The sequence below is a fragment of the Pelomonas sp. CA6 genome (assembly GCF_022549225.1).
In the GTDB taxonomy this organism is placed as follows: domain Bacteria; phylum Pseudomonadota; class Gammaproteobacteria; order Burkholderiales; family Burkholderiaceae_C; genus Roseateles.
Genome location: NZ_JAKZFD010000045.1, coordinates 1 through 685, shown reverse-complemented (window position 1 = coordinate 685; position 685 = coordinate 1). Strand labels below are relative to the sequence as shown.

The following is a 685-nucleotide window of genomic DNA, read 5'->3' as shown; positions in this document are numbered from 1 at the left end:
CGCGCTGAACAGCGCGCAGCTGGCCGCGCTGTCCACGGCCCAGGTCTCCACGATGGAAAGCGCTGACCTCGTCGCGTTGTCCACCGCGCAGGTGGGCAACCTGGGCTCGGCCCAGCTGGGCGCCATCTCCACGGCCAACATCCAGGCCATGGACACCCAGCAGTTCGCCGCGCTGAGCTCGCGCCAGGTCGCCGGCCTGGGCACCGACCAGATGGCTGCGCTGGAAACGCAAGACCTGCGCGCGATGAGCACCGCCGCGCTGCGCGCCTTGAGCACGGCCCAGATCGACGCGCTGAGCTCGGACCAGATCGCCGCGTTGTCGACGGCACAGATCGCCGCGCTGACCAGCACGCCGCAAGTGGTGGGACTGAGCACCGAGGACCTGAATGCGATGAGCAGCGCGCAAATCCGCGCGCTGAACAGCGCTCAGATCGCGGCGCTGAGCACCGGCCAGATGGCCTCGCTGGACACGGATTCGGTGGTGGCCTTCTCCACCAACCAGGTGGCCCAGCTCAGCTCCAGCCAGCTGGGCGCCTTGTCCACGGCCAATATCCAGGCCATGGGGACCGAGCAGGTCGCCGCGCTGAACTCGCGCCAGGTCGCCGGCCTGGGCACCGACCAGGTCGCTGCGCTGGAAACGCAGGACCTGCGTGCGATGAACACCGCGACGCTGCGCTCCCTGAGT

The 685-nt window shown here is 69.3% G+C and carries 1 pseudogene; it reads left to right on the top strand.

The features are described 5' to 3' along the window. Positions 1-685: pseudogene (locus LZ017_RS21795) on the top strand (heme utilization protein); the annotation flags it as partial.